Origin of the sequence: Neobacillus sp. DY30, assembly GCF_030123065.1 — a bacterium.
Classification (GTDB): domain Bacteria; phylum Bacillota; class Bacilli; order Bacillales; family Cytobacillaceae; genus Neobacillus.
Genome location: NZ_CP126093.1, coordinates 2,627,044 through 2,645,181 on the forward strand (window position 1 = coordinate 2,627,044; position 18,138 = coordinate 2,645,181).

18 protein-coding genes are annotated in these 18,138 nt (G+C 38.4%); 13 read left to right on the forward strand and 5 right to left on the reverse strand.

What is annotated here, in order from left to right:
* Positions 1 to 151: 151 nt before the first annotated feature.
* From QNH29_RS12575 to QNH29_RS12585, 3 genes are all read left to right on the forward strand, one after another.
* Positions 152 to 2,026: a PKD domain-containing protein gene (locus QNH29_RS12575; RefSeq protein ID WP_283865095.1), complete on the forward strand. Its 1,875-nt coding sequence runs from the start codon at positions 152 to 154 to the stop codon at positions 2,024 to 2,026.
* Positions 2,027 to 2,157: 131 nt separating this feature from the next.
* A complete protein-coding gene (locus QNH29_RS12580) occupies positions 2,158 to 2,421 on the forward strand; it encodes a hypothetical protein (RefSeq protein ID WP_283865096.1) in 264 nt (87 codons plus the stop codon).
* Positions 2,422 to 2,517: 96 nt separating this feature from the next.
* Complete coding sequence (locus QNH29_RS12585; RefSeq protein WP_283865097.1) at positions 2,518 to 3,255, forward strand: protein-glutamine gamma-glutamyltransferase; 738 nt, start codon at positions 2,518 to 2,520, stop codon at positions 3,253 to 3,255.
* 40 nt (positions 3,256 to 3,295) lie between these two features.
* Here QNH29_RS12585 and QNH29_RS30415 read toward each other — a convergent pair whose 3' ends face one another.
* Both QNH29_RS30415 and QNH29_RS12590 read right to left on the reverse strand, forming a co-directional pair.
* Positions 3,296 to 3,448, reverse strand: coding sequence for a YuzK family famiily protein (locus QNH29_RS30415; protein ID WP_481858828.1), 153 nt, complete (start codon positions 3,446 to 3,448; stop codon positions 3,296 to 3,298).
* 291 nt (positions 3,449 to 3,739) lie between these two features.
* Positions 3,740 to 3,901: a hypothetical protein gene (locus QNH29_RS12590; protein WP_165979054.1), complete on the reverse strand. Its 162-nt coding sequence runs from the start codon at positions 3,899 to 3,901 to the stop codon at positions 3,740 to 3,742.
* A gap of 262 nt (positions 3,902 to 4,163) precedes the next feature.
* Between QNH29_RS12590 and QNH29_RS12595 the strand changes: the two genes are divergently transcribed.
* The 5 genes from QNH29_RS12595 to QNH29_RS12615 all read left to right on the forward strand — a co-directional run bounded on the left by QNH29_RS12595 (position 4,164) and on the right by QNH29_RS12615 (position 8,443).
* Positions 4,164 to 4,820, forward strand: coding sequence for a TetR/AcrR family transcriptional regulator (locus QNH29_RS12595; RefSeq protein WP_283865098.1), 657 nt, complete (start codon positions 4,164 to 4,166; stop codon positions 4,818 to 4,820).
* Between the two features lie 26 nt (positions 4,821 to 4,846).
* Positions 4,847 to 5,584, forward strand: a complete 738-nt coding sequence (locus QNH29_RS12600; protein ID WP_283865099.1) for a GTP pyrophosphokinase — start codon at positions 4,847 to 4,849, stop codon at positions 5,582 to 5,584.
* Positions 5,585 to 5,722: 138 nt separating this feature from the next.
* The gene (locus tag QNH29_RS12605) at positions 5,723 to 7,186 is read left to right on the forward strand and encodes an alanine/glycine:cation symporter family protein (RefSeq protein ID WP_283865100.1); all 1,464 of its coding nucleotides are present in this window, start codon (positions 5,723 to 5,725) and stop codon (positions 7,184 to 7,186) included.
* Between the two features lie 148 nt (positions 7,187 to 7,334).
* On the forward strand, positions 7,335 to 7,652 hold the full coding sequence (locus QNH29_RS12610; protein ID WP_481858829.1) for a metal-sensitive transcriptional regulator: 318 nt from the start codon (positions 7,335 to 7,337) through the stop codon (positions 7,650 to 7,652).
* Between the two features lie 122 nt (positions 7,653 to 7,774).
* On the forward strand, positions 7,775 to 8,443 hold the full coding sequence (locus QNH29_RS12615; protein WP_481858798.1) for a YfjL-like protein: 669 nt from the start codon (positions 7,775 to 7,777) through the stop codon (positions 8,441 to 8,443).
* Between the two features lie 29 nt (positions 8,444 to 8,472).
* On the opposite strand, the gene QNH29_RS12620 is transcribed toward QNH29_RS12615, so the two are convergent.
* Complete coding sequence (locus QNH29_RS12620) at positions 8,473 to 10,566, reverse strand: alkaline phosphatase D family protein (protein WP_283865103.1); 2,094 nt, start codon at positions 10,564 to 10,566, stop codon at positions 8,473 to 8,475.
* 236 nt (positions 10,567 to 10,802) lie between these two features.
* On the opposite strand from QNH29_RS12620, the gene QNH29_RS12625 reads away from it, so the two are divergent.
* Positions 10,803 to 11,297, forward strand: a complete 495-nt coding sequence (locus QNH29_RS12625; protein WP_283865104.1) for a flavodoxin domain-containing protein — start codon at positions 10,803 to 10,805, stop codon at positions 11,295 to 11,297.
* A gap of 41 nt (positions 11,298 to 11,338) precedes the next feature.
* Here QNH29_RS12625 and QNH29_RS12630 read toward each other — a convergent pair whose 3' ends face one another.
* The gene (locus tag QNH29_RS12630) at positions 11,339 to 12,016 is read right to left on the reverse strand and encodes an SOS response-associated peptidase (protein WP_283865105.1); all 678 of its coding nucleotides are present in this window, start codon (positions 12,014 to 12,016) and stop codon (positions 11,339 to 11,341) included.
* Between the two features lie 175 nt (positions 12,017 to 12,191).
* Here QNH29_RS12630 and QNH29_RS12635 point away from each other — a divergent pair, with 175 nt between their 5' ends.
* Positions 12,192 to 13,232 (forward strand): ATP-grasp domain-containing protein, encoded by a 1,041-nt coding sequence (locus QNH29_RS12635; protein ID WP_283865106.1) that lies wholly within the window; start codon positions 12,192 to 12,194, stop codon positions 13,230 to 13,232.
* A 52-nt stretch (positions 13,233 to 13,284) separates the two neighbouring features.
* On the opposite strand, the gene QNH29_RS12640 is transcribed toward QNH29_RS12635, so the two are convergent.
* Positions 13,285 to 14,541 carry an MFS transporter gene (locus QNH29_RS12640; RefSeq protein ID WP_283865107.1) on the reverse strand — a complete coding sequence of 419 codons (1,257 nt, stop codon included), beginning with the start codon at positions 14,539 to 14,541 and terminating at the stop codon, positions 13,285 to 13,287.
* A gap of 394 nt (positions 14,542 to 14,935) precedes the next feature.
* Between QNH29_RS12640 and QNH29_RS12645 the strand changes: the two genes are divergently transcribed.
* The 3 genes from QNH29_RS12645 (at position 14,936) to QNH29_RS12655 (ending at position 18,009) form a co-directional block, all read left to right on the forward strand.
* The gene (locus QNH29_RS12645; protein ID WP_283865108.1) at positions 14,936 to 16,057 is read left to right on the forward strand and encodes a hypothetical protein; all 1,122 of its coding nucleotides are present in this window, start codon (positions 14,936 to 14,938) and stop codon (positions 16,055 to 16,057) included.
* Between the two features lie 73 nt (positions 16,058 to 16,130).
* Positions 16,131 to 17,240: a glycosyltransferase family 4 protein gene (locus QNH29_RS12650; RefSeq protein WP_283865109.1), complete on the forward strand. Its 1,110-nt coding sequence runs from the start codon at positions 16,131 to 16,133 to the stop codon at positions 17,238 to 17,240.
* Positions 17,233 to 18,009, forward strand: coding sequence for a HipA family kinase (locus tag QNH29_RS12655; protein ID WP_283865110.1), 777 nt, complete (start codon positions 17,233 to 17,235; stop codon positions 18,007 to 18,009). Before QNH29_RS12650 ends, QNH29_RS12655 begins: the two co-directional genes overlap by 8 nt.
* Positions 18,010 to 18,138: the final 129 nt, after the last annotated feature.

Genomic DNA, 18,138 nt, shown 5'->3' on the forward strand with positions numbered 1-18,138 from the left:
AAAATAACACTATGTGTCGGTTAATAAATAGGTCTATCTATTTATTATATGGAATAAAATTGAAAGAAAAAAAGGAAAGGGGTAGTAGGAATGAAGTCATAAAGTTTACTAGTTTTTCGACTGTGCAAAAAATAAAAAAGGTGGGTTGTGGATGTTACCAAGAGGCAGTAGAAGGAAGAAAAAGAAAGCATTACCCATGAAAAGCGTTTTCCTTTTGGTTATTACAGCAGTGTTAATAATTAGCAGCGGCATATGGGGAGATAACGGGGCAAAAGCGGAATACGTGGTACCAATAAATCAGATTCCAAAACTTACAAAGGTTGGTCCTATCGGGGAATATGGTTATCCTGTATGGTATAAGGATTCAAAAGGTAAACGGCTGGAACTTTGTGTAGATGCAACGGATCGATTATGTGGTTTTGTTGCCGGGGAATTTGCAGAAGGTCCCCTGTCAGTTGAGAATGGTAATTTTCATGAAGAAGCTTTTTATCAGTTGGCTGGCACTGAAATTACTATGCCTTCGGGTGGGGACGCTGTTGCAACCTTCGCTCTTGAAGCAGCATGGGCAAATGAAATTGTCCAGGATGGAGACCAAATTGTATTTGGCAGGGTTCGGTTTCGAATAGACGATTTACAAATTGGTAAAGAATACATCATCTCTCATCCGTACGGTGTCGATAAAATTACTGCTACTCCTGCGGATCCGGATGAAACTGGAGCAAATGACCCTGGTGAAATAAGATTCGTTGAAGATATTGGGATAAATGGCGGTTTCGAAGGGGCTAAGACAAGCCGGATTGGAACTTTCCTAGAATGGGATACCGGAGCACCTCCAGGATATGTGGGAGACCCCGACATTGAACATAAAATAAAGAATGGATATTTTAATGGTACAGAGGAACAAAACTATTTTAGAATTCAAGGGCCAGGTATAGGAAGCGATGGTACTTGTGGACCAGACTGTATCCAGACGGATTTATTCAGTCTAATGGGGAAAGAAGCAACAACTGCTGGTGTTGATGTCATCAGAGCTACATACAGCCAGGATATCGCAGGTGAAGGTACGATTGATGTGTTCGCCTCTACAGAGGAAGATGCACAATATACAATTGATGTTACTGGTGACGGAATGAGCGCGGTAACAATGAAGGGGACAACAGGACAATATTTTGGCCGTATTCCATTTACTGGAGATATACCTGCAGCAGTCATCGTCACGAATAGATCTGATAATCCGATTAGTACCAAAAAGATGAAACCTGTCGACCACATTATAGGAACTGCAAAATATGACACAAATTCAGATAACCTATATATTACCGCTTCATCCAGCGATCAATTGAATAAACCGGCATTAACTGCAGAAGGATTTGGGGAGATCCCAGCCTCCGGAACACTTGTAATTAATAAACCGGAAAAGATTCCGCCATTCATTACCATTACCTCCGCTAAAGGGGGTAAAGAATCACTCCCAGTCAATGTTACAGCTGACCCAGCTATCGCAAATGCAGGTCCGGCTCAAACGGTTAAACAGGGATCAGCGGTAACGCTTGATGGAAGTGCATCAACCAATGCAGCTGCCTTTAAATGGGAACAGGTTAGCGGTCCCGCGGTTTCACTGAGCGATGCAGGGGCAGCTATGCCAACGTTCACGTTCCCAAAACAGTTTATCCCTGTAAGCTTTAAATTAACAGTTACAGACGCAAAAGGTCAAAATTCAACAAATGAATCTATTGTTACGATTACACCAGCTCCTGATAAACTGACAGTACAGCCTGTAAACTTTATACCAAGCTCAGGAACATTAAATGTATCCGGAACGAGTGATGTTTTTGGACCAGGAGTGACTATTACAATCTCAAAAAGTAATCAACCGACTCCTCTAGGTACAGCTGTAGTGGGACCAGATGGTAAATGGTTATTCTCGAAAAGGGGATTATCATTTGCGGCAGGTGAAACCTTAACAATCGTTTCTAGTTCTGGTGGAAAACTGAATAATGTAGCTGTCACCATACTAAACCGGTAAAGAAGTATGCTGGAGAGAAACTTTATAAGTTTCTTTCCAGTTTTTTTATTTGAAAAATAGGCGTATCCCATCCTTTTGGAAGGAACGTAAGGGGTTTTTTATTCGTCTAATGAATAAAGGATACTGGAAGGGTGGAAAAGATGTTTTTCTTTGTATTATTTCTTATTGGGTTACTTATCCCGTTTTTATTTATAAAGGTTAAACCAAGCTGGATTGTTTGGGTACCATCATTTGTGTTGTTTATAGCCGCCATTGCTTTTTATGGAAAGGCTGAGTTTTTCCCAGGTGAAGGAATGGCAGATTTGGCTGAGCGTCTGTACTTTATTATTTTTGGATTAACAGCCATTGGCTCCATAGTTGGCGGATTAATTGTTCATTTTTTAAAAAATAAATAGTCTTTATTACTGTGTCAGGTCCATAACTATGGATTCTGGCCTTTTGTCTGCATGTTACTAGGAACAGAGTCATATGGTGTAAAAAGGAGGTATCAAATGATTAGTTTAAATGGCCGGATTGTTAAGCCTGAGGAACTGAGTAATGTCATAACAAGCAGCGAGGAAAAAACTATTCTAAAACAAATGGCGGCTTACCCTGTGATTTATTACTATGAATCCATACAGCAGCTGAAATTTGAATTATTATTCAGAGTAAATACAGTAAAAGCAGCAACTGCATTAGACAAAAGCGGTGCAAAATTTACAACTTTTGCTTATTCCTTTCCTAACAGAAAATACTGGTATCGATTGCCAAATGGAGGATTTTTACTACGTGAGGGAGTGAATCCCTCAGAGGGAATCGAAGATATTGTGAAAAATGGTGAGCAATATGCCTTCGAATGTGCTACAGCGATTGCCATTGTTTTGTACATTGCCTGCCTCTATACGATTGGCCCGAGGGCTTTTAATACGTACTTTAGACGTCTATACTTAATGGATTGGCAATTTGATGAGGATCTTCCTGTGTATCAAAAAAATGGTGAGGATTTTCTCATTGGCGACGTTTTGCATTTTAAAAACCCGGATTTTGACCCGAAGCAGCCGTGGTGGAGGGCAGAAAATGTAATCTTTTTTGGGAATGATAAATTTTATGGCCATGGAATTGGAATTAGAGATTCTAAGACCATTATAAATTTTTTAAACGGAAAGAGGAGAGAAAACGCTGACGAATCTGCATATCTCATGCGCATGATCACAAGACCAAATTATAAAACGATTATCTTGCTGCGGTAAATAATAAGGAGCCTCCCTTTAAGGAGGCTCCTCCTATATATCAAGCGTGTATTCTTCCGTCAAAATCTGCGCTCAGCCGTTTACAAATTAGGTGGTCCAGCTCACGCCGTTTTTCAACTTCCATTCTCACATTTAATTTTCGTTTGTAAACTTCATAACATACTCCGTGTGCACTTAGCAAACCCTTTTCCATTTCATTTGTATACTTCAATTTCAAATAATGGATAATGAATCCCTCCGGTTTTTACCGTTAAATCACGGCTTTATTGTTATTACAGTACCATCATAGCACTGCAAGTTTTTGCTTACAAAGTCGAAAAAACGGCATATGGCCGGCTCAACTATCTTGACAAGGAAAGTCGTGGAAATAACTCTTATATCCTTAAAATTAAAGCCATATCCTTCCATTATGAGCTTGTAATGTAAGTAACCTAATAAAAGAAAGCCCATTGCATCAGCGGCAATGGGCTTTCTAGATCTTTTTTTAGTTCATTGATTTATCTAACATGAAATCAGCTTTTGGCAATGTAATAATCTTGCCGCCAATTTGCACGTGTACGGTATCGTTGAAAATGGCTTTTACAATTCCCTTTAGTGAAACGCTTGAGTTAATTGAAATATCTTTTTTATCAGATTGATTTGCCATTACAATTCAACACCTTCCAAAGTTAATTATAGAATATTATATATGAATAAAAACAAAAAAAGCGAGTAAAAAGTTTCGAAAAGGCTAAAAATAAATAATTTGTTCATGTTATTTACAATCAATGCCAAGGGGTGTGAACATCAATTGAAAATAACATGAACTATAGTTCAAGTATTACATGATTAAGAGAATCTGTCAATGGAAACATGAACTAGGGTTCAATATTTGTGAATTGTGGTATAATAGGGATGAGGTGAGAAAAATGTCAGACCGTGAAGACCAGCTGGTTGGTGAATTTCCATTGATCCCTAAACAGGAACGTGCCCAGCAAAAAAGAGATTTGTTGTTAAAAAGTGGTCATGAATTGTTTATCTTAAAAGGATACGAGCATACAACTGCAAAAGAAATCGCAGCACATGCCGGGGTAGCGACTGGTACTTTCTATCGGTATTTTTCGGATAAACGACAGCTATTAATGTCTCTGTTAGAGAATCAGATTGAGATGTTAATGCCGCCCGAACCAAATTGGGGTGTTAAAGATCCAGAAAGCACTCTGGCTTCTCTATTAGAGGCACATGATAGCCGTATTAAGGAGATGGGAATGCAGCGGCTGCTTCCTGAATTGTTGGCGAAGGATACAGAATTTGCTGAGGTCTTGGCTGCGGCAAAGCGAAAGATATTTACTAGAATTCTTTCAGGTTTAACAAAGGCATATGAGAAAGGTCTTACTTGGAAAGATTTAGATTTAAATACCGTTACATGGTCGTTGATGACGTTGGCAGAGCAAGCACCCGATAAAATGAAACAATGTGGGAATGTGACAGATTATCGTGAAGTTGCCAAAGTAATTTGCCGGTTAATTTTTCCACCAGAAGAAATTAAAAAATTACAATCTGTTGACACGGAAGTAGAGCAATAAACGTTGAAAGGGAGTAACCGCCGGGAATGGAAAAGACCTTAGATTTAAAAAATTTAAAAGCAATTAAAATTGAACTTACTCGTTTTATGATGGCCTATAAATTCGCCCTTGATGAAATGACAACAAAGATAAATATACTTAAAGATGAATTTAATTATTTTCATGATTATAATCCAATAGAACATGTCAAATCGCGATTAAAATCACCCGAGAGCATTTTTAAAAAAGTCCAAAGAAAAGAATGTGATTTTACCTTAGAGAGTATTAAATCTACTATTAAAGATATTGCTGGGATAAGGATTACCTGCTCATTTATTTCGGATATTTATGAGATTAGCAGGATGATTGCGAATCAAAAAGATGTCCGAATTATTGAATACAAGGATTATATAAAAAATCCAAAACCAAATGGTTATCAAAGTCTGCATATGATTGTGGAAATTCCGATTTTTATGTCTGACCGTGAGGAACGAATCATGGTAGAAATCCAAATTCGTACCATTGCAATGGATTTCTGGGCAAGCCTAGAGCATAAAATCTATTATAAATATAATAAGGAAATTCCTCAAAAAATGCTGGATGAATTAAAATCCACTGCAGAAATGGCAGGGCTTTTAGACCGGAAAATGGAGACGCTGCATAGAGAAATGGATAGAATGAAGAAAGATGATGAAGCTAGTGAGCTCCTTCTGCCATTTGGAGACAGAAACAACAAACTTAAATCTTTAGAGTATTTTATTGAAGAAAAACTGGGGATTAAATAGGAAGGAAAGCTTATTACTTTTTTTGGTAATAGGCTTTTTTTATGTAAGAAGTTCTAACAAAGTATTCAAAAAATTCTTTATTTTTATAAACAAGCTGTTATATAATAGGTATTAGAAAAGGAGAAAAGGGGGATTTACTTGGAAGGTATCGTAAATTGGTTAAATGGAATTATTTGGAGTCAGGCACTGATTTATTTATGTTTAGGGGTAGGTTTATTTTACACGTTATCAACTCGGTTTCTTCAAATCAGGCATATAAAGGATATTTTTAGGCTGACGTTTAAAGGTCAAAAATCAGAAGCCGGAATTTCATCCTTTCAGGCGTTAAACCTTGCATTGTCCGGCAGGGTTGGGACAGGAAACATTGCAGGTGTTGCCACTGCAATTGCATTCGGGGGTCCAGGGGCTGTTTTCTGGATGTGGTTAATCGCGTTTTTGGGTGCTGGTTCAGCCTTCATAGAATCCACTCTTGGTCAAGTATATAAGTCAAAACAAGACGGTCAATTTCGCGGCGGTCCAGCATACTACATAGAAAAAGGACTGAAGCTTAAATGGTATGCTGTATTATTTGCGATTGTAACGGTTATTGCTACTGGAGCACTCTTACCAGGGGTGCAGGCAAATAGTATTGCTATCAGTATCGATAATGCTTTCGGGATCAATACAAGTATTACAGGTATCGTATTAATTATAGTCTTAGCCGCTATTATTTTTGGGGGAGTAAAACGGATTGCACGAACAGCTGAATTTGTTGTACCATTTATGGCTGTTGGTTATATTATTGTTGCTCTCATTATTACATTTGCAAATTTCTCTCAAATTCCTGATGTCTTTGCTTTAATTTTTTCAAGTGCATTTGGTGGAAATGCAGCATATGGGGGAATTTTAGGTGCTGCGATTTCTTGGGGAGTAAAACGTGGTATATATTCCAATGAAGCAGGTCAGGGTACAGGTCCGCATGCTGCAGCAGCCGCGGAAGTATCACATCCTGCTAAGCAAGGGATTGTGCAAGCATTCTCCGTTTATATTGATACTTGGTTTGTTTGTACTGCAACCGCCTTTATGATTCTTATGACAGGAATGTATAATGTAACACCTGACGGGCAAGAACCAATTGTTACAAACCTTACAGAAGTTGAAGCAGGTCCTGGATACACACAAGCGGCAGTTGAATCCGTATTACCAGGATTTGGTGCGCCGTTTGTAGCGATTGCACTGTTGTTCTTCGCATTTACAACGATTATGGCGTACTATTACATGGCGGAAACGAATCTTGCTTATATTAGAAAGAATAAGAATCAATGGACGGAATATATTCTTAAATTTGTTATCTTAGGTATGGTCTACTATGGTTGCGTGAAAGAAGCAGGTCTTGCATGGGCACTAGGTGATGTAGGGGTTGGTGCAATGGCTTGGCTGAACCTTATTGCAATTTTACTTTTAACGAAACCTGCTTTGAAAGTTCTAAAGGACTATGAAGCTCAGTTAAAAGCCGGAAAAGATCCTGTGTTTGATCCGGTAAAATTAGGGATTAAAGATGCTGATTTCTGGGAACATGAATATAAGTATCAAGAAGCTGATTCGGTTGAAAAAATAGGATAACTTGAAAAATAGGAAAGAAACTGACTGTACACTTGTCAGTTTCTTTTTTACTTTCATAGATGACCTATCGCTTTACGATAGGGGGGTATGATATAATAACAAAAAATGAGGTGATGGAATGTCGTTCGATTATGACTATAAGGAAGAAATGAATGATGACTCCTGCTGCGCGACTTCAGGCAGCCATCGTAAAAGTCATCATTCGGATAAAGTGAAGAGTAACCTAGTTACAAGGCTCAATCGTATTGAAGGTCAAATACGAGGAATTAAAGGAATGATTGAAAAGGATACCTATTGTGATGATGTCATTACACAAATATCTGCAACGCAATCTGCACTAAATAGTGTAGCAAAACTTTTGCTGGAAGGCCACCTGAAGACATGTGTAATTGAGAGAATTCAAGAGGGGGACCATGAGGTTTTAGACGAGGTCCTTGTAACGATTCAAAAGTTAATGAAGAAATAACTGAATCAATAAGTCGTACACTTTGTACGTCTTTTTTTTATTTCTACTATAGTTTTTTACTAGAAGGAATAAGAAAAAAGTATGAAGAATATTATAGTTATAATATTCCGAAAACTACGGAGGTGAGGAATATAAAGGCAACAAAAATAATCCTAATGGTATTTGCCGGACTTATCCTTTCTTTTAGTGTTTACGCTTATTCAGTGTTTTACGGAACACCTTGGGGTAAACAACAACATGAGAAAAATATGAAAACCTATATTACCGAAAAATATCAGACAGAATTTGTCCTCACTAAAGTTGTTTACAATTTTTTAAGTGAAACATACCAGGGATTTGCCTATCCAAAAGAGCACTCAAACCTCTTATTTATTATTGAGGAAGATATTGACTCTCCTCCCGGCTATTCCGATAATTATCCAAAGGTTATGTGGGATAGTGAGTTAGCGATAAACCTTAAAGCACAAATAAAAGAGCTTTTTCCAAATTTGGATGTAGGAATGTTTAAAGCATTGCAAATAAAGGACAAAGGGGAATTCTTTGGGCCAAATATTCCTACCTATAATGAAACAAACATTTCGATTCTCTCAACCTCGATTCCTATCGATATTAAGGAAAATTGGACACATGTAAATCAAGAAAACGAAATACAGAAAATGAAAAAGCTTAGTCAATTTTTACAGAAGTCGAATTTTCCTGTATTAATGGAAGTAAGATATTATCAAAATGAAATGAATGAACGTGCGAAGGTCTTCTTTATTACTCAAAAAGGAGACATCATTGAAAAATAGTGCTGCCACATCTAGTGGAGCACTATTTTTCATGGTTGTATGAATATGTGATGATGATTTAGCAAGAAGTTTTTTATTGTTGTTCTTCTAACCATGAGGAAGCCGAGATTGTTATTTGTTTCCATGATAGAATTATTTTCTAATGTTTTATAGTTGACGATATCCATCCATAAATAAGAGTTTGAAATATTTCCTTCATTAACTTCTTTAATGTAATAGGAAGGGGTACAAACACGGTAAATTTGGTTGTTTTTTCTTTTTAGTGAATTAAGGGCCATTATTTGTTTCATCAAAGTACCCCACAATCCACGGAAACTCATATTTTTTAGTGGAGAACTGGTAAATTGATTAATTGTCAGCTCTTGCCCATTTTTAAAGGAAACAGCAGCGGTAACAGCAGAGGCATAATGAACATCTCCTGATAAAATAATACACCTGGCAGGGTTCCATGCAGCTACCTGTTGGAGGAATTCAGTAAATCCTTTGCCATTATACTTCCACGCTTCAAAATCAAATTTAGTATGGACATTTACTCCCAAGACTTTTAAGGGATAGACATAATCATGTAAAAACGTTTCAATAAGTCCCAGTCCATATAGGGGAGTTGCGGAAACAATGATTAATGGGCTGCCGCTTTTCCATTTGCTAGCATACAGGCTTCTTGTGATACGTTCCCAGCCTTTTTGACTAATCAGCTGAGGAGCCCAGACGCTTTCCTCGATAAGTTGCCCGAATTTTGCTGGTCTTGGCTCGATCCTATATTCTCTTTGTGTGCGCGTGTCTAGGAAAAGTGCTTGTGGATTTGTCGGTGCAACAAAATGCCAAGAGTCAAAGTCCCATAAGGTATTTTTCCACACTTCTTGATAGGTATTGATTTTTCCAATACTTAGCATTTTAAAATAAGTTTTCATCATCCATAGAAATTTATCATCATAGGATTGTGGGGCATTGCCCCATCCTTGAAAAGCCCAATAAGCAGATAATCCATTGGCAACAACATGACTCCCTAAAGCAGAGCTTTTAACATTTTCTTTCCACCTAGAGGATACATTCCAATCATCAGTTATATCATGATCATCAAACATCATATAAGTTGGTGTGTTAGCTAGGAGACGACGTATTCGATAAAGAGAATGCTGAAAGGAAATCAGTGCTTCTTGCTGCTCAGTGTAACGATTATTTAAACGAAATTCTTCGTTTTTGTGTTCTTTTGCATATTTCTCTTCTTTGGGAAACACAAAATAAATTTGATTCTTTTTTAAACATTCATCGTATTGTTCAAAAAGTGCATATTCCTCTGCTGTTTCCCATAGCTGCGGGCTCCATGACAGCAGATACATGGCAGCATACTCTCCGAATTTCATTAGGTGATTGCTGGTATGGGAGGAGGTAAGTTGGCAAAAATTCTCCATAATATATTGCCTGCCGTTGACTTGGTTCAAGGCTGTACAGAAAGGTTCAGATTTTAGCTGTCCATCTAGTAGTTCGAGGGGTTCCCTCGCCCCAATTAATTCTTCACTTAGTTTAGAAATCACGGGAAACAATGGGTCTGAGACATCATCAGCATATATTTGGTCCCCCATCAGAAATAAACTGCTTGGTCGAACAAGAAAATTATTATATTCCTTTTCTAGCAAAATATCTGCAATAGAGAGGGTATCCTCGTCTTCGCCATGGGGTTTTCGACAAGAACCATACAGGACATTGCAGCTATTTGCTGAGCTGTTAAGAAAAATGGAAGGATAGTTAAGGCTGCCGTACGTGATGGAGTGTGGATTATCTTTCGATAGTAAACCGATGGAGCTTAAGTCTTGAAGCTCAGAGCCTCGCTTAAAATAAATATTGTAACCGAGTAAAGTATCGGTTGGGAAGGTATCACGATATGGGGAGAGTTGAATCAAATGAATAAACAGCTGTTTACCCATTCGTATCATTTTAGTCTCACATTTTGTTTGGATAATATGATAGTCAAAAGAATTAGAGTCCTTACCTGACGTGGTACGAAAAACCTTTGCATGAATTTGGTAACTTTTACTTGTAGCAATCCAGATTGTTAGTTGATCAGGTTCTGCCCTGCGAACTATTGGTCCTGACAAGATCATTGGTAAGGTAATGGAATCCATTTTATCACCTCATGATCATATTATTTTTATACTAACCATTTTATTCCAGAAAAGGGGGGCGGTATGAATAGGTGATATTGGTTACGAGGGAGGTTGAATTGTAGAAATATTGCCAATGTTTATTCGGGATATCGATTATCGCTGGTTTATAATGGTAATAAGACAACAGTATGTCCGGCAAAATGACCTTTGGTCGTAATGGGTGAAAATATTTTCCATGGAGGGTAGGATGATTTATGAAGACATTGATTGTATATTGCTCATCTCATGGCACAACAGAAAAAGCGGTCCAATTAGTGAGTGAGTGGTTGGAAGGGGAAGTTTTAGCGGTTGATTTAAAACGCGATAAAATTACTTTTGATGTACGGAATTATGACATAGTAATCATTGGCGGTTCCATCCATGCCGGAAGCATTCAAGGGAAAATAAAACATTTTATCGGAAAGCATTATGACGAACTGTTAACAAAAAAACTGGGTCTTTTCCTTTGCTGCTGGCACGACGGAGAAACTGCCCTTGAACAATTTGACGCTGCCTTCCCTGAAGAGTTTAGAAAGATATCTATTGCTAATGGTATTTTTGGCGGGGAATTCCTGGTTAGTAAAATGAACTTTATTGAAAGGCAGATTGTTAAAAAAGTAAATGGAATTACCGAAGACACCTCTAATTTAGATACGACGGCCATCATGACCTTTGTTATGAAAATAAATTCAACCTATTCCCATGTATAGTAAAATGCCTGACCCGTTGCGGGTTAGGCATTTCTTATGAGTTAGCAGATTTTTTGAATCAATTCAATTGAATTGTTTTTCGGTGAATTAACCAATGAGCTGACTTCATAGGCTTCCATTAACGCATGGTCCAACGGTTTTAGCAATGAGTTGAGTCTAGCTGTGTCTGTGATGGAAGGATTGAGCCAATCCGTTTCATCTTCTGGTTTTAATATCACAGGCATCCGGTCGTGAATATTCTCCACTAACTCGTTAGGACTCGTTGTTATCACGGAGCATGAATAGATTGACTTGCCATCAGGTGATTTCCAATTCTCCCAAAGTCCTGCCATCGCAAATAAATCATTCGATTTAAGTTTAATTCTCATTGGAATTTTGGTTTTACTATCGACCCTTTTCCATTCATAAAAACTATCAGCCACAATTAAGCAGCGTTTTTTCTTATAAGCATTTCGAAAGCTAGGTTTATCTGTTAAGGTCTCGGCACGCGCATTAATCATTTTATAACCTATCGACATATCCTTTGCCCAAGGAGGAATTAACCCCCAGCGTAAGAACCCCATCTTATTACGAGTGCCATCATTAATCACCGCTAACACCGACTGAGAAGGAGCCACATTATAACTTGGCAAATACTCCTCCTCCTGAAGAAAAAACTCAATATCAAACCGATCAATCAACTGATCCACCGTCGCCGTCAACGTGAAACGTCCACACATATCCAACACTCCTTTGGTGCACTCCTTTGTGGTGCCTGTCACCAGTTATACATTATATCATCATTTATACACTCATTTATACATTATTGGAGGCGGGAAATGTATAAAATGGATTTTGTAGGCGAATAATGGTTAAGGTTTTTTAATTATAATTTCAACGAGAAAGAGGTTGCTTATGAGGATTTGGTTTAATAGGTGGTTTACGACGGTTACGCATTTTATGGAGTTGATTCGTTCGAATGATGAGGGGCGGCGGTTCGTGATTTTTGGCACTCATTCGAATAAGGATGCTCTCTATTTGCAGTATTGTGATTATGCCTTTACTGAACCCACCGTATCTGGTGAGGAATATATTGAGTTTTGTCTTGAGTTTTGTCAGAAGCATAAGATAGATATTTTCATTCCAAGGAAAGAAAATGTCAGCATTTCTAAAAGGCTGACTGATTTTGAAAATATTGGAGTTAAAGTCCTGGTATGTCCAGATTCTGATTTAATGGAAACATTGGATAATAAGGCAGCTGCCTATCATTCCATTCTAACGAAGGAAGAGGATGGGGCGGAACTTGTTTCGATACCAGATTTTTACGTTGTGAATACTATTCATGATTTCAAATTAGCGTATGAAAGTCTACGGGCAAAGGGACATACAGTTTGTTTTAAACCTGTTGTAGGTGAAGGAGCTACTGGTTTCCGGGTCATTGAGGATGAAATAGAAAGCATCGACCATCTTTTTAGAAGGGCTAGCAGCCGCCGCCTCCCATATCATTATGCCTGTGAAATTTTAAGCCAGCAAGAGGTTTTCCCAGATCTAATGGTGTTAGAGTATTTAGACGGTCCAGAATACAGTATTGACTGTCTGTCATCGAAGGAGCAGTTATATGCGGCAATTCCAAGGATGAAAGGGGAAGGAAGAATAAGAGAAATCGTAGACCACCATGAGCTTATTCAGCTTGCCCAAAGGTTTCACCAACATTATCATATACCGTATATCTTTAATATTCAGGTTAAATATAATCAAGGTGTCCCTAAACTGCTAGAAATAAATCCGCGAATGAGCGGGGGGATGCATTTTAGCTGCTTAACAGGTCTTAACCTTCCTTACTTAGGAATTAAACTCTTGTTAGGTGAAGAAATTGGTCCATTGAAACCTAAATTTGGTATTCGAGCCAGTCATCTCGAAAAGGAAATGATCCTTTCTAAAGATCTTTTTGCCTGACATGAAACAACGCCTTGGAAAAGTTCCAAGGCGTTGTTTCGTTTAGGGTAATCTATGACATTTTCTCATTTGTTTCCGGAACGCGTAATAAAACAGCGCCTCCTAAGATAAATAAAATAACTAAACTAAATACACCAGCATTTGTGTTACCAGTTATTTGGGCGGTGAAACCGACTAAAGCTGGTCCGAGGATTGAAGCAAATTTATAAAAAATATTATAGAAGCCAAAGAACTCATTCGCGTTTTCTTTCGGTACTAGCTTAGCAAAATACGATCGGCTCAGTGCCTGAATCCCGCCTTGTGAAGACCCGACAAGCATCGCTAAAATCCAGAAATCTAAAGTGGTTTTCATGAAATAGGCATAGATACAAATAATGATATAGATAAAAATACCGACTAGTAACATTCTTTTTCCAGTGAATTTATCTGCCAGCCTACCATAAACAAGCGCAAACGGAGCGGCGATGACTTGAGTGGCAAATAGAATGATTAACAGATTTGTAGATGAAATCCCTAGGTCCGTTCCATATGCAGTTGACATGGTAATAATCGTATGGACCCCATCGATATAAAAGAAATAAGCTATTAGAAAAAGAAATAAAGGGCGGTAAGCCTTAATCCGTTTTAGTGTTTGAAATACCTTTTTAAAACTGGTAGAAACCGGTTTTGCAACCCTCTCGACGTGATATACCTGCTGGACATTTTTTAACATGGGAATCGTAAAGGTTCCCCACCAAATTGCTGTAATAGCAAAGGCAATTTGTGTGGAAACAGTTACAGACAGGGGCAGAATCCTTTGCTGAGATAATAGAATAAGAGCTATACCGATGATAAACGGTATGGTACTTCCGATATAGCCCATCGCAAACCCGCGGGCCGATATTTTATTCATTCGCTCTTCACTCGTTACATCAACTAGAAAGGCGTCATAAAAGATATTGGCACCGCCAAAGCCGATCACGGTAATAACATAACAGATTAAGAGGATAAGCCATTGGTTACTAGGGACAACAGCAAGCAGGGCAGTAAAGGCGATACCAAGAATGACGAAAAAGGTAAATAATCTCTTTTTTAAGCCTCTAAAATCACCGATGGTCCCCAAAATTGGTGCGCAAATAGAAACAAGCAGAGTCCCGAAGGAATTCGCATACCCTAAATACGCAGTCGAGGTAGAACTAGCAAGACCTGCCCCATTTGCGGCTGCTTTAAAATATAATGGAAAAATAGCTGTCGTAATTAAGATGGAGTAAGCAGAATTCGCCCAATCATAGAAAACCCAGCTTTTTTCTTGCTTCGTCAAACGACTCATAAACTTTTCCTCCCTTCATTTACACTGTTAAAAGCTCCCCTGATGTCTATGTTGCAATTAGTAAATCATTTCTTCCTATACATAAATATATGCTGGGTCATCCCAACCGAAACCAAAACCTTATACTCCAATTGTACATAAATAAATGGCTATTTTGTTAATTTTTTCAATAATTTAACACTATAAGATGAATTTCTGTCGATTTTTATCCATTCACCCGTTTTCTTGGATATATTTTCTTTTTATAGTTAAGAGCCTTTACAAATTATGACCTGCTTGAATCTATTATAGTAGGCGGTATTTATAAGGTCTTGTGATTAGACAAGCACGTTAACAGAATGCTGCCATGTTAGTAAATAAATTAAGCTGCAAACAAAATGAAAGGAGGAAATTTATGGATATTAAGAATTTAGAACAATGGATGAAAAAAATTAAAGTGAAAAATCTGGTTAATGCGGATGTGGAAGTAGTGAATGACTCGCCATTGGTAATGATGGGAAAAGGACGACAAGGTGCAGTTTTTCAAATTTCGGACGACATCTGTGTAAAGGTCTTCGGGAATACAGAGGATTGCGATCGCGAATATTATGCTTTATCCCTTGGGCAGCAGACTACACTATTTCCAAAACTCTATGGAAAAGGTGCACTTTATATAGTGATGGAAATTATCAGGGGCGTTGATTTACGCGAATATTTACAATCGCAGCCCTTAACAATGGCGCTTTCTGCAAAATTAATTGAAATGCTAATCACATTTAAACAAATTGGGTATGAAAGAATTGACCATCATAAGCGTCAAATTTATCTGCAGCCTGACGGCAGTTTAAAGGTAATTGACGTAGCGAGAACGATTTGGCGTGATCGTGTCTATCCATACCCGCGTAAATTATTGACTTCCTTAGGGGAGGAAAATAAAGCGATCTTTTTGTCACATGTACAAGAAATGTCGCCAGAACTATATGCAGAATGGCTTCACTATATCCGTATGGAGGAAATTTCGAGAGAAATAACAGCATTACTTCTCCCGCAGGATCCAGATAAAATTAAAATCAAGAATTTAAGTAACACCCTGCTGACCACTGAAGATGAGAAAAACTATGTGACCAAGCTGCATGGATTAGTGCACAAGGTTTTCAAGGAAGAATGGGTAAAGGCAATGCTTGCAAGAGGCGTTGATCCAGAAACAGTCATGGCAAAAATCGATGAGCATTGGGACAAACTTGAGCAAAATTTTGAGTCAAGACATCCAGAAGGTGATAGCGGTTATGAGGGTGATAGACGTTTCGCAGGAGATCGAAACTCTAAAGGAGATCGAAACTCTAAAGGAGATCGAAACTCTAAGGGAGATCGTGACAATAGAAAAGGAAAAATCTTCGAGGGCGATAAAGGGCGTCGCAGCAGAGGTGCTAAAGGTGCGAAGGGCGGCAGACACTTCGCAGGAGATCGATACGATGACCGTAACCGTCGTGATGAGAAGCGAGACAAGAACAAAGGCAAGGATAAAAAACGTCGCTAAACACCAATAAGGGTTGAAGATAGAGACCTAACAGGGCTGAGGAGCCGCCTAAAGAAAACGAAGGGGAACTAATATGAAAGTATTAATAATCTGGCGTCTGCTGACGGTTGGCGGGGTGAATGCCGGCTGGCGCAATCGCTCGATATATTTTAAAAAGCATGGAATTGATACAGAGTTTTTGTATACAACTGATCACGGTGGGCTCCATATTATGGAAGATATAGCCCCTGTTTATTTGACGAAGGATGAACAAGAGATTATCAAAATTATACAAAACAACAACTATGACGCCATCATTGTGGTCGACACGGGAGCGGCTTTTAAATGGATTAAAAAAGCAAACTATCGTGGACCGGTATTGGTAGAGGCACGTACCCCAGAACTGATTAAGCTTATGCCGCATTTAAAATCATTCAGAGGAATTAAGCCTGAAGCAATTATTGTTCCATCAAACTATCAAAAACGATTAGTTTCGATTTTAACAGACGGAATTCCTATGCATGTTATTTACAATGGCATTGATACGTCGTTTTACCGTGCATTGACAGAGGAAGAGATAAATTTTGAAAGTGAACCAATCGTACCAAACGGTAAAAAGATTATTGGCTGGATTGGCAGATTGGACAAACGTAAAAACTGGCAAATGTTATTAGAAGTGGCAAAACTCATGAAAAGTCAGCGTGATGATCTCGAATTTTGGGTCATTGGCGGTGCTCAAAGTATACAGCGTGAGGAATTCGCAGCAAAATGGCAGGAGGAGAAGCTGGAAGATATTGTTAAGTGGTTTCCGGTTATTCCCTATCAGCATATGCCGCATGTTTATGCGAAAATACGCCAATCAGGCGGCTGTACGCTGGCTACGACTAAAACAGAATCCTTTGGGAATACATTCATCGAATCGATGGTTTGTGGTGTGCCAGTCGTCGCCTCAAAAATGATGCCGGTAACGGAATTGGTTGTACACGGAGAACATGGGCTGCTTTTTCGTGGTCAAAATGTAGAGGATGCTGTCAATCAGCTTTCTGGTATTTTGGATAACCCAACCCTTCATCAACAAATGTCAAAGGCAGCAATTGGACGCGTCCATGAAAAATTTGCGATTGAGGTTGTAGCAAAACAATATGTCCATCTTTTGAAAAAAATAGTTGGAATAAACGAAGATGAGGTGAGTGGGGATGATTAAACCAGTTGCATACAAGAAAACTCTAGAAGGAAAATCGAATGCTCATTTAATTACATTTAATGATGGCCTGGATTATGTTGTAAAATATTTCCAGCCTGGATTTGAAAAAACGCTGGCGAATGAATGGGTGTGCTATTGCCTTGCCCGTTACCTTGGACTGCCAATACCATTTGGACAATTAGTAGAAATCCCCCAGGAGTTTTCCTCCCAATACCCTGAACTGTCTTCAATGACCCAAACGCAGTTTCAATTTGCAAGTCTATACGTCCCAGACTGTTTTGATGGACATCAAGTAACCGAAGTTCCTAATATTACGAACAAAGAAAATCTAGCAGGTATTATCTTATTTGATTACTGGATGTGTAATCGTGATCGTACTAGGAAAAATATTATTCTATGCGATGACACACCCCACTCCTATCGCCTGTGGATTATCGATCATGCCGAAGTGTTCGCTTCCTATAACTGGACACTTGAGGATATTGAATCACTCCCGATAACGATTCTAAAGAGTGCCACTCATCAAATTATGGCCTATTTTATTGAGAACGAGCAGGAGTTTTACGAGCAGCTAGAAATCATTCAAACACTGCCCATTCATTTAATAGAAGAAATTGTAGCAGTTATTCCTGAAGATTGGCAGGTTACGAGTGAAGAAAGAAAAGCGATTGTGACAACACTGCACACACGTCGGAAAAGAATACTCAAAAAATTGATGGAAAGGTTTATTAAAAGAGTTTATCGGCCAATACATGAACAAGATGAATGACTCCCGTGGCTATATTGACAAAGGGAGTTTTATTTTAATAAATGTCATTTAAATAAACGATTTTAATAGGTTACTACCCTGACCGGAGATTGTACACCTGCATATAAAGGATAGAGGGGAAAAGGAAAG

Bases quoted from the DNA above. Each gene is read 5' to 3' on its own strand.
- QNH29_RS12575 (WP_283865095.1), top strand. From the start codon at position 152: ATGTTACCAAGAGGCAGTAGAAGGAAGAAAAAGAAAGCATTACCCATG.
- QNH29_RS12585 (WP_283865097.1), top strand. From the start codon at position 2,518: ATGATTAGTTTAAATGGCCGGATTGTTAAGCCTGAGGAACTGAGTAAT.
- QNH29_RS30415 (WP_481858828.1), bottom strand. From the start codon at position 3,448: ATGGAAAAGGGTTTGCTAAGTGCACACGGAGTATGTTATGAAGTTTAC.
- QNH29_RS12590 (WP_165979054.1), bottom strand. From the start codon at position 3,901: ATGGCAAATCAATCTGATAAAAAAGATATTTCAATTAACTCAAGCGTT.
- QNH29_RS12595 (WP_283865098.1), top strand. From the start codon at position 4,164: ATGTCAGACCGTGAAGACCAGCTGGTTGGTGAATTTCCATTGATCCCT.
- QNH29_RS12600 (WP_283865099.1), top strand. From the start codon at position 4,847: ATGGAAAAGACCTTAGATTTAAAAAATTTAAAAGCAATTAAAATTGAA.
- QNH29_RS12610 (WP_481858829.1), top strand. From the start codon at position 7,335: ATGAATGATGACTCCTGCTGCGCGACTTCAGGCAGCCATCGTAAAAGT.
- QNH29_RS12620 (WP_283865103.1), bottom strand. From the start codon at position 10,566: ATGGATTCCATTACCTTACCAATGATCTTGTCAGGACCAATAGTTCGC.
- QNH29_RS12625 (WP_283865104.1), top strand. From the start codon at position 10,803: ATGAAGACATTGATTGTATATTGCTCATCTCATGGCACAACAGAAAAA.
- QNH29_RS12630 (WP_283865105.1), bottom strand. From the start codon at position 12,016: ATGTGTGGACGTTTCACGTTGACGGCGACGGTGGATCAGTTGATTGAT.
- QNH29_RS12635 (WP_283865106.1), top strand. From the start codon at position 12,192: ATGAGGATTTGGTTTAATAGGTGGTTTACGACGGTTACGCATTTTATG.
- QNH29_RS12640 (WP_283865107.1), bottom strand. From the start codon at position 14,541: ATGAGTCGTTTGACGAAGCAAGAAAAAAGCTGGGTTTTCTATGATTGG.
- QNH29_RS12645 (WP_283865108.1), top strand. From the start codon at position 14,936: ATGGATATTAAGAATTTAGAACAATGGATGAAAAAAATTAAAGTGAAA.
- QNH29_RS12650 (WP_283865109.1), top strand. From the start codon at position 16,131: ATGAAAGTATTAATAATCTGGCGTCTGCTGACGGTTGGCGGGGTGAAT.
- QNH29_RS12655 (WP_283865110.1), top strand. From the start codon at position 17,233: ATGATTAAACCAGTTGCATACAAGAAAACTCTAGAAGGAAAATCGAAT.